Source organism: Cellulomonas sp. NPDC057328, assembly GCF_042667215.1.
GTDB lineage: Bacteria > Actinomycetota > Actinomycetes > Actinomycetales > Cellulomonadaceae > Cellulomonas.
Map to the genome: position 1 here is coordinate 1 of NZ_JBHUZW010000143.1, position 9,768 is coordinate 9,768.

The following is a 9,768-nucleotide window of genomic DNA, read 5'->3' on the forward strand; positions in this document are numbered from 1 at the left end:
GGCACGGCCGCGGCGGCGGCCTCGACGGCGGGCCGGCGGGGGGCCGCGCCGTCGCGCGCGAACGGGTCCGCGGGCCACACCGCCGTCTCGGCGAGCGCGGCGCGCGGGTTCGTCTCGTCGGGGGCGGGCTCGTCCGCCCACGCCTGCACGGCGGCGAGGCCGGCGTCGACGAGGTCGGTGAGGAACGGCGAGACGCGACGGGGCGACTTCGCGTCGGCCCACCGCGCGGCCGTGAGCAGCAGGCGGTCGCGTGCCCGCGTCACGGCGACGTACGCCAGACGCCGCTCCTCCGCCACCTCGTGCTCGCCCGCGTCGTGGGTGAAACGGGTGAGGCGCTCGGCGAGCTCCTTGGCGTCGGCGGCCCCCGCGCACTCGAGCCGGGGCAGGTCGTCCGCGTCGCCGCGCAACGGGTAGGGCAGCACGCCCAGCCCGGTGAGCCAGCCGGAGTCCTTGGGCCCGTCCGGCCCGAGCATCGGCGTGGCCGGCAGCCCGCCGTCGACCATCCCGGCGACGGCGACGACGTCCCACTCGAGGCCCTTGGAGGCGTGCACGGTCATGAGCTGCACCGCGTCGGGGTCGGGCTCGGCGACGGGCAGCTCGAGCCCGTCCTCGCGCGCGTCGGCGGCCTCGAGCCACGCGAGCAGCGCGCCGAGGCTGGGCCGGTCGGCGCCGCGCGCGAAGTCCGCGACGACGTCGGCGAACGCGTCGAGGTTGGCGCGGGCGCGGCCGGGGTCCCCGTCGGGCCGGGCCTGCACCTCGATGTCGAGGCCGAGCAGCCGCTCGGCCTCGTTGACGAGCTCCGGCAGGGACAGGCCCTGGTGGGTGCGCACGGCACGCAGCACGCCGGCGAGCTCGCGCAGGCGGGCGCGGCCGACGGGGGTCAGCGCGCGGCCCGCGGGGCTGCGCCACCTCTCGGGCGGCAGGTCGTCGAGCGCGTCGACGAGGCTGCGCTCGTCGACCACGTCGGCCTCCACGCCACCAGCACGCGGGTCGCGGGCGCCGTGCGTGCGCGCGCCCTGCCGGGCCCAGTCGCCGAGGGCGTGCAGGTCCGCCGCGCCGAGCCGTGTGCGGGCGCCCGTGAGGAGCCGCACGAGCGCGTCCCCGCGCGTCGGGTCGTGCGCCGCCTGCAGGACGGCGACCAGGTCGACGACCTCGGGCGCGGCGAGCAGGCCGCCGAGGCCGACGACCTCGACCGGCAGCCCCTCGGCGCGCAGCGCACGGCGCAGCGGCTCGAACTGCGAGCGCTTGCGGCACAGCACGGCCGCGGTCCGGCGCCCGGCGGGGTGGCTGCCGGGACGCCACTGCTCGGCGACGAACGCCGCGACGGTCGCCGCCTCCTCCTCGACGGTGGTCGTGACGGCGGCGAGCACCGTGCCCTCGCCCGCGCCGGGGCGGGCGCGCAGCTCGGGCACGTCGACGCGCGCGCCGGCGTCCCGCAGCGGCGCGGCGACGTGGTTGGCCGCGGCGAGGACCGCGACGTCGTTGCGCCACGAGGTCGACAGCTGGACCACGTCGGCGGGACGGCGGTGCTCCCGGCCGGCCACGCGACCGCGCGCGTCGGGCTCGACCACCGGGAACATCTCCGGGAACCGCGCGAGGCCGGCGGGGCTGGCGCCCCGCCACCCGTAGATCGACTGGTGCGGGTCGCCGACCGCGGTCACCGGGTGGCCGCCGGAGAAGAGCGCGGAGAGCAGCACCAGCTGCGCGTACGAGGTGTCCTGGTACTCGTCGAGCAGCACGACGCGGTAGCGGGCGCGCTCGGCGGCGCCGACCTCGGGCGCGTCGCGGGCGATGCGGGCCGCGAGCGCGACCTGGTCGCCGAAGTCCAGCGCGTCGGCGGCACGCTTGCGGGCGCGGTAGTCGGCGACGAGGTCGAGCACGCGGGCGCGCTCGCCGAGCGACGCGACGAGGGCGCGGGCCTTGGCCTGCGGCGCCCGGCGGTCCTCGCCGACGGGGGTCGCCGCGAGGTCCGCCGCGAGGGCCTCGACGCGGGCGCGCGCCTCGGCGGGCTCGAGCAGGTGCTCGTCCAGGGCCCCGGCCAGGGACAGCACCGCGTCGACGACCGTCGACGTGGCGGCGGCGGTGTCGAGGTCCTCGGTCCACGACTCCACGACCTGCGCCGCGAGCTGCCACTGGGCCGCCTCGCCGAGCAGCCGGGCGCCGGGCTCGACGCCGAGACGCAGCGCGTGGTCGGAGACGAGGCTCGCGGCGTACGCGTGGTAGGTCGACACGTGGGGGCGCGCGAGCTCGTCCAGCACGTCCGCGCCGGTCGGCAGGGTGACGCCCTCGCGCGCGGCCGCGCGGGCCAGCGCGCGCAGCCGGAGCCGGACGCGCTCCGCGAGCTCGCCGGCGGCCTTGCGCGTGAACGTCAGGCCCAGGACCTGCTCCGGAGCGACGAGCCCGTTCGCGACGAGCCAGACCACGCGGCCGGCCATCGTCTCCGTCTTGCCCGAGCCGGCCCCGGCGACGACGAGCGACGGCCGCAGCGGCGCCTCGATGACGCGACGCTGCTCCTCCGTCGGCGGGTGCTGGCCGACGAGGACGGCGATCCGCTCGGCGGACAGCACGGGGGCGGTCGCCGGTCCGGTCGGCGACGGGCCGGGTGCCTGTGCGGCGGCGGCCCGTGCGGCGGCGGCTGCCTGCGCCGGGCTCACGCGACCACCTGGCCGCCCTCGCCGCGCAGCGGGCACGCCCGCCGCACCGGGCACCGGTCGCAGAGCTCGTTGGTGCGCGCCTCGAACGCCGACGCCGCCATGCGGTCGGCGACCTCGTCGACGAGCGCCCGCGCCCAGCTGGGCCCGTCGGTCTCCGGGCCGAGCGGGTCCTGCCGCCGCTCGGTCGGGCGCTGCGAGCCGCTCGACAGGTAGACCAGGCTCGCGCCGGTGCTCACGACACCCGCGGGCAGGCCCGGCACCGCGCCGGCGTCCACCGCGAGCTGGTACGCCCCGAGCTGCGCGTGCTCGGCGGCCTGCGTCGTCGTCGGCACGCGGGAGCCGGTCTTCAGGTCGACGACCCGCACGGTGGGACGGTCGGCGCCCGTCCCCCCCGCCGCGTCGTCCGTCCCGCCCTCCGGCGGGGCCACCAGCTCGACGCGGTCGACCGACCCGCGCACCACGGCCCGGTCCGTCTCGAGCGTGAAGGGAGCCTCCACGAGGAGCGGCTCCCCCGACGCCCGCAGGTAGGTCGCCAGCCGGTCGACCATCGCGTCCGCGCGGCGGCGTGCGGACACCGACGGCCAGCCCTCGCCGAGCCCGAGCTCGGGCCACCGGCGGTCCAGCTCCGCCGCGAGCGTCGCCCGGTCGGCCGTCGGGTGCTCCTGCGCGATGGCGTGCACGAGCGTGCCGAGCGACTGCAGCGCCGACGACGCCGGCGTGCCGCCCGCGGACTCCAGCGCCCAGCGCAGCGTGCACCGCTGCGCGGTCTCGAGCCGGGACGGCGACACGGGCACCCGCTCGTCGGCGGCCCACAGCGGTGCGGTGCTCGACGGCGCGGCGAGCCCGAACCACGCGTCGGGGTGGGCCCCGGCGACGCCGGCGCGGGCCAGCCGGGCGAGGGTCCGCGCGGCCGCGGGGTCGGGCGTGCCGGTCTCGCGCGCGGTGCGCTCGAGCGTCGCGCGCAGACGCGCCACGAGGCCGCGCAGGTCGAGCGGGACGGGCGCGGACGTGCGTCGCGGGTCCGGGCCGTCGCCCGGTGGCGGCTGCACGAGGTCGACGAACGGCGACGGGCTCGCGTCCTGGTCGTCCACGGCGGTGACGAGCAGGTGCGTCCGTGCGCGGGACACCGCGACGGTGAAGGAGCGCAGCTCGTCCGCGAGGACCGCGGCCCGCGCGGCACCGAGGTCGGCGCCCGGCGCGCCGCCGGGCGACGCGTCCGCGGTGCGGCCGGCGACCACGTCGACGAGCGCCTGCGCCCCCAGCAGGGAGTCGCGCAGGCGCAGGTCCGGCCACGCGCCGTCCTGCACGCCGACGACCGCCACCACGTCCCACGCCCGACCCGCCGCGCCGGCGGGGGTCAGCACGCTCACGCCCGCGGCCCGCGAGCTGGCGGCGAGCGAGTCCGCCGGCAGGTCCTGCGCGAGCACCCAGTCGACGAACGTCGACGGCGTCGCCTGCGGGTTGCGGTCGACGAACACCTCGGCGGCCTTGAACAGCGCGAGGACGGCGTCGAGGTCGCGGTCGGCCCGCTCGCCCGCGGCGCCGCCCGCGAGCGCGACACGGCGCCAGGGCTCCGCCAGCCCGGCGCGGTGCCAGACCGCCCAGAGGACGGCCTCGACGTCGGCGCCCGGCGCGGCGACGGCCTGCCGTCCCGCCTCGAGCACCGCGGCGAGCCGCTCGACGGGCCGCGCGACGTGCGGTGCGAGCGTCGCCGCCCGCCCCGGCGCCTCCAGCGCCTCGACGAGCAGGGCGTCGCTCGAGCGCCCGCCCCCGCCCGCGAGCTCCTCGGCGCGCAGCGCGCGGCGCACCCGGCGCAGGCCCACGCTGTCGAGCCCGCCGAGCGGCGAGCACGCGAGCCGCGCGGCCGTCTCGGCGTCCAGCGGCTCGCCCACGGCGACGCGCACGGCGTCGAGCAGCGGGCGCACGGCGGGCTCGTCGCGCAGCGGCACGTCGGAGCCGACGACGCGGACCGGCACGCCCGCCTGGGCGAGCGCCCGGCGCAGCACCGTCACGCGCGCGCCCGACCGCGCGACGACCGCCATCTCGTCCCACGGCACGCCGCGCCGCAGGTGCGCCGTGCGCAGCTCGTGGGCCACCCACGCCGCCTCCTGCGCACCGCTCGGGAGCACGGCGACGCGCGGCGCCGGCCCCTCCGGCACGTCGTCCGGCGTGCGCGCGCGCCGGTGCGCCGCCGTGCCGACGGCGCCGATGCGCTCGGTGAGGCGGGCGGTCACGGCCCGCAGCGCGGGCGTCTGCCGCCACACGGTCCGCAGGACCACGTGCTCCGCGCCGAGCTCGCCGGTGCCCGTCCCGTCGACCGTCGCACGCGCGACGAGCGCCGGGTCGGCACCGCGGAAGGTCTGCACCGCCACGTCGGGGTCGCCGAGCAGCAGCAGGCGCGCGCCGCCGTCGGCGAACGCGCGCAGCAGCCGGGCCGTCGCGGCCGTGCTCTCCTGGTGGTCGTCGACCACGACGAGCCGGCGGCGCGGGCAGGGCACGCCCGGCACCTCGTCGTCCCAGCCGCGCAGCGCCGCCACCGCCGCGTCGACCACGACGGCGGGGTCGAGTCGCTCGCCCGCGTCGGGGGTGCCCGCCGCGAGCGCCATCACGTCGAGGTACTCGGCGTACAGCGCCGCGGCCGCGACCCACGCCGGCCGGTGGTGCCGGCGGCCGAGCGCCGCGAGGTCGGACGGCGCGAGGCCCCGCTCGGCCGCGCGCATGAGCAGGTCCCGCAGCTCGTCGCGGAACGCCCGCGCGGTGCGCGCCTCCGCCGGGACGCCGGCGGGCCACACCGGACCCGGCACCTCGCCGGCGGCGTGGCCGGCGAGCAGCTCCGCCAGCGCGCGGTCCTGCTCGGGCCCGGAGACCAGCACGGGCGGCGGCTCGCCGAGCGCCCCGGCGCGCGCCCGCAGGACGGCGAACGCCACCGCCGCGGGCGTCTGCACCAGCGGCCGGCCCGACGTGCGCCCCAGCCGCACGGCCAGCCGGTCCCGCAGGTCGCCCGCGGCACGCCGCGACGCGGCGAGCACGAGCACGTCGTCCGGCGCGAGCCCCGCCTCGACGGCGGCCGCGGCGGCCTCCAGCGCGACCGTCGTCCGGCCCGTGCCCGGGGCTCCCGTGACGAGCAGGACCGGGTCCGTGCCGGCGGCGACCCGCGTGACGACGTCCCGCTGCTCGGGGTCGAGCACGGGCCCCGACGCCCCCGCGACGTGCGCGCGGACGGTCGGCGGCGGCACCAGGCGCGTGGTCGCTGCGGTCGTCACGGGCCCGATCCCACCACGGACCACCGACACCCCGGTCGCGGCCCGCCGCGGCGGGCGTGGACGCCGCGCGGTCCCGGACGTACGCCTCAGTACGATCGCGGCATGACCGAGCCCCCGGCACCGCCGGACGGCGCGGGGGCGGCCGCGGCCGCCCGCGGCGCCGCCGCTCCGCGCAGCGCGCGCGGCCCCCGGATGACGCGCGTCGAGCGCCGCGCGCAGCTGCTCGCCGTCGCGCGCGACCTGTTCGCCGGCGAGGGCTTCCACCACGTCTCGATGGACGACATCGCCGACCGCGCCGAGGTCAGCAAGCCGGTGCTGTACCGCCACTTCCCGTCCAAGCTCGACCTGTACCTCGCGGTCGTGGACGCGCAGGGCGCGGACCTGCTCGCCGCCGTCGAGCGCGCGGTCGCGCCCATCGAGGCCGGCCCGGTGGTGCGCGGGGCGGGCCGGGACGTCGTCGCCGCGATCGTGCAGGCGTACCTCGCGTTCGTCCGGGTCGCGGGCGAGTCGTCGACGCTGCTCTTCGAGTCCGACGTCACGCACGACGCGCAGGTCCGCGGCCGCGTCGACCACGCGAACGCCGAGGCCACGCGGCGGATCGCCGAGGTGCTGGTGCAGGTGACCGGGCGCAGCCCCGCGGACGGCGACGTGCTGGCGGCGGCGCTCGTCGCGACGGCGCAGGGCGCGGCGACGTTCTGGCTGCGGCACCGCGACGAGCAGGGCGCCGACCGCGTGGTCGACCTCGTCTCCGACCTGGCGTGGCGCGGGGTCGCCGGGCTCGTCCGGCCGGACTTCGCGTACGAGGACGCCTAGGATCGACCGCGACACCCCGCCGCCACCTGCGGCGGGACCCCGGCGTTCGGAGGAGTACCCGTGGAGATCACGATCGGCGTGCAGAACCTGCCGCGCGAGATCACGCTCGAGTCGGACAGGAGCGCGGACGAGATCGCGGCCCTCGTGAAGGACGCGCTCTCCGGCACGTCGTCGACGCTCGAGCTCACCGACACGCGCGGCCGGCGCATCATCGTGCCGGCGGCCTCGCTCGGCTTCGTGGACATCGGTGCGGAGACGAAGGGTCGCGTGGGCTTCGGCACCATCTGACGACCCGCGCGACGCCCCGGCGGCCCGGCCGCCGGGGCGTCGGTGCGTCCGGGGACGTGCGTCCGGGCACGGTCGGCGACGTCGCCCCTCAGGCGGTCACGCGGTGAGGTGCAGCCGCGACATCCGCCGCGTGTGCTGCGCCGTCAGCTCGTTGAACACGGTGGCCGGCGTCTCCTGCTCGGGCGCGGTGCCGACGTCCGCGCGGTCGAGCACGCGCGCCACCCCCGGGCGCTGCACGAGCCGCTGGACGACCCCCAGCGCCTCGCCCACGAGCCGGCGCCCCCACAGCGCGAGCCGCGCGGAGACGACGGCGTCCTGCGCGCACACCGCGTCGAGCTCGCGCACGGCGAGCTCGGCGTGCGACGCGTCCTCGAGGAGCTCGGCGACGAGCACGCGGGAGTCCGGGTCGAGCCCGCGCGCGACGAGCCGGCAGAAGTCGTCGGCGACGCCGTACCCGACGTAGGCCTTGAGCAGCCGCTCCGACCACGAGCTCGGCGTCGTGCGGGCGTCGAAGTCGTCGAGGACGTCCCCGAACCGGCCGAGCGCCGCCACGGGGTCCCCGCCGAGCTCCGCGACGCGCGCGAGGACGCGGTCGCGCCGCTCGGTGCAGCGCGCCGCGAACCGGCTCAGCGCGAGCGCCTGCTCCAGGTCGGGCGCCTGCGCGCTGTCGCCCGCCAGCCGCGTGAACGCCTGGTGCTCCAGCGCCGCGACCAGCCCGAGCACCTCGATCGCGTCCGCGGTGTCGGCGGCCGCGCCGGCCGCGCCGTCCACCGGCGTGCCGGTCCGGTCGGCGCCCTTGCCGGGTGCGCGGTTCGACGCGCGGTCGGCCGCCGGGACGTCGGACGGCTCGGGGGCGGCGTTGCCGGCGACGGAGGTCATCCGGGGATCCTAGCGCCGGGCGCGCAGGCCCACCGCGGCGGACGGACGCCCGTCGGATACAGTGGCGGGGTACAACCCGTACATCGGTTGCCCGGTCGTCCCTGTTACCCGGTCCTGACGGACCACCTCGCACGACGCGCCCGCAGCGGCACCCGCCGCGTCCGGCGCGCGCGAGGCGACTTCCGCGATCGGCTGCCGGCCAACCCGCGTGGCGCCGTTCCGCCCGCCGCCGGGCCGCCGTGGCACCCCCGCCCGGCCGGCCCCGCCCGGTGCGTGAGCCGCCCCGCCCGCCCAGTGAAGGCACCCGCGTGACCACCGACACCCCCGTGAACGACGACGCGGCCGAGCAGATCCCGGCCGCCACCACCGACCACGCCGTCGACGAGACCCTCGACGAGCACCGCACCGTCGCCGACGCCGTGCCGACGCCCGTCCCCACCGGCACCCGCCGCGCCTCGTCCGTGCAGGCCGTCGACGCCTCGTTCGCCGACTTCGACGTCCGGCCCGAGATCGTCGAGGCGCTCGCCGCCGCCGGCATCAGCCACCCGTTCCCCATCCAGGCGATGACCCTGCCGGTGGCGCTGTCGGGCCACGACATCATCGGCCAGGCCAAGACGGGCACCGGCAAGACGCTCGGCTTCGGCGTCCCGCTGCTGCACCGCGTGATCGCCCCGGACGAGGAGGGCTACGACCGCCTCACGGCGCCCGGCGACCCGCAGGCCCTCGTCGTCGTCCCCACCCGCGAGCTCGCCGTGCAGGTCGCGGGCGACCTCGCGATGGCGTCGAGCAAGCGCAAGGTCCGCATCGTGCAGGTGTACGGCGGCCGTGCGTACGAGCCGCAGATCGAGGCGCTGCAGCGCGGCGCCGACGTCGTCGTCGGCACCCCGGGGCGCATGATCGACCTGCTCAACCAGCGGCACCTGCGCCTCAAGCACGCCACCGAGGTGGTCCTCGACGAGGCCGACGAGATGCTCGACCTCGGCTTCCTGCCCGATGTCGAGAAGCTGCTCGCGGCGACGCCCGCCAACCGCCACACGATGCTGTTCTCGGCCACGATGCCGGGCGCCGTCGTCGCGATGGCGCGCCGCTACATGTCGCAGCCGACGCACATCCGGGCGCAGGACCCCGACGACGACGGCCGCCAGACGGTCAAGAACATCAAGCAGGTCGCCTACCGGGCGCACGCGCTCGACAAGGTCGAGCTGCTCGCGAAGATCCTCCAGTCCCGCGACCGCGGCCTGACGATCGTCTTCGCGCGCACCAAGCGGACCGCCGCGAAGGTGGCGGACGAGCTCGTCGAGCGCGGGTTCGCCGCCGGGGCGCTGCACGGCGACCTCGGCCAGGGCGCGCGCGAGCAGGCGCTGCGCGCGTTCCGCAACGGCAAGGTCGACGTGCTCGTCGCGACCGACGTCGCCGCGCGCGGCATCGACGTCGAGGACGTCACGCACGTCGTCAACTACCAGTGCCCCGAGGACGAGAAGACGTACCTGCACCGCACGGGCCGCACCGGCCGCGCGGGCAACACGGGCACGGCCGTCACGTTCGTCGACTGGGACGACCTGCCGCGCTGGGGGCTCATCGACAAGGCGCTCGGCCTCGGCATCCCCGACCCGGTCGAGACGTACTCGTCGTCCGACCACATCCACGCCGACCTCGACATCCCCGAGGGCGTGACCGGCCGCCTGCCGCGCGGCCAGCGCACGCGCGCGGGACTCGAGGCGGAGACCCTCGAGGACCTAGGCGAGACCGGGAAGCGCGGCGGCGGTGCGCGCCCGGCGCGCGGCGACCGGCCGGCCGGTCGCGACGGCGGCCGCGGGCGCGGTGGCGAGCGTCGCGAGGACGCGCCGGCCGAGGCGCGCGACGGCGAGGGC

The 9,768-nt window shown here is 78.6% G+C and carries 6 protein-coding genes; 3 read left to right on the forward strand and 3 right to left on the reverse strand.

Annotation, left to right across the window (positions count from 1 at the left end; all coding sequences use genetic code 11):
- Both ACFUMH_RS17410 and ACFUMH_RS17415 read right to left on the reverse strand, forming a co-directional pair.
- Nucleotides 1-2,654, reverse strand: a 2,654-nt coding sequence (locus ACFUMH_RS17410) for an ATP-dependent helicase (protein WP_378208533.1), incomplete at its 3' end; no start/stop codon positions are given.
- On the reverse strand, nt 2,651-5,917 hold the full coding sequence (locus tag ACFUMH_RS17415; protein ID WP_378208535.1) for an ATP-dependent helicase: 3,267 nt from the start codon (nt 5,915-5,917) through the stop codon (nt 2,651-2,653). The genes ACFUMH_RS17415 and ACFUMH_RS17410, both read right to left, overlap by 4 nt.
- 102 nt (nt 5,918-6,019) lie before the next feature.
- On the opposite strand from ACFUMH_RS17415, the gene ACFUMH_RS17420 reads away from it, so the two are divergent.
- Together ACFUMH_RS17420 and ACFUMH_RS17425 are read left to right on the forward strand one after the other, a co-directional pair.
- Nucleotides 6,020-6,730: a TetR/AcrR family transcriptional regulator gene (locus ACFUMH_RS17420; protein WP_378208537.1), complete on the forward strand. Its 711-nt coding sequence runs from the start codon at nt 6,020-6,022 to the stop codon at nt 6,728-6,730.
- A gap of 60 nt (nt 6,731-6,790) precedes the next feature.
- On the forward strand, nt 6,791-7,018 hold the full coding sequence (locus ACFUMH_RS17425) for a DUF3107 domain-containing protein (protein ID WP_378208539.1): 228 nt from the start codon (nt 6,791-6,793) through the stop codon (nt 7,016-7,018).
- Nucleotides 7,019-7,114: 96 nt separating this feature from the next.
- Here the strand turns inward: ACFUMH_RS17425 and ACFUMH_RS17430 are convergent, their stop codons facing one another.
- Nucleotides 7,115-7,897 (reverse strand): ferritin-like fold-containing protein, encoded by a 783-nt coding sequence (locus tag ACFUMH_RS17430; RefSeq protein WP_378208541.1) that lies wholly within the window; start codon nt 7,895-7,897, stop codon nt 7,115-7,117.
- A 350-nt stretch (nt 7,898-8,247) separates the two neighbouring features.
- On the opposite strand from ACFUMH_RS17430, the gene ACFUMH_RS17435 reads away from it, so the two are divergent.
- A partial coding sequence (locus ACFUMH_RS17435) for a DEAD/DEAH box helicase (protein ID WP_378208543.1) occupies nt 8,248-9,768 on the forward strand: 1,521 nt, incomplete at its 3' end.

Bases quoted from the DNA above. Each gene is read 5' to 3' on its own strand.
- ACFUMH_RS17420 (WP_378208537.1), top strand. From the start codon at position 6,020: ATGACCGAGCCCCCGGCACCGCCGGACGGCGCGGGGGCGGCCGCGGCC.
- ACFUMH_RS17430 (WP_378208541.1), bottom strand. From the start codon at position 7,897: ATGACCTCCGTCGCCGGCAACGCCGCCCCCGAGCCGTCCGACGTCCCG.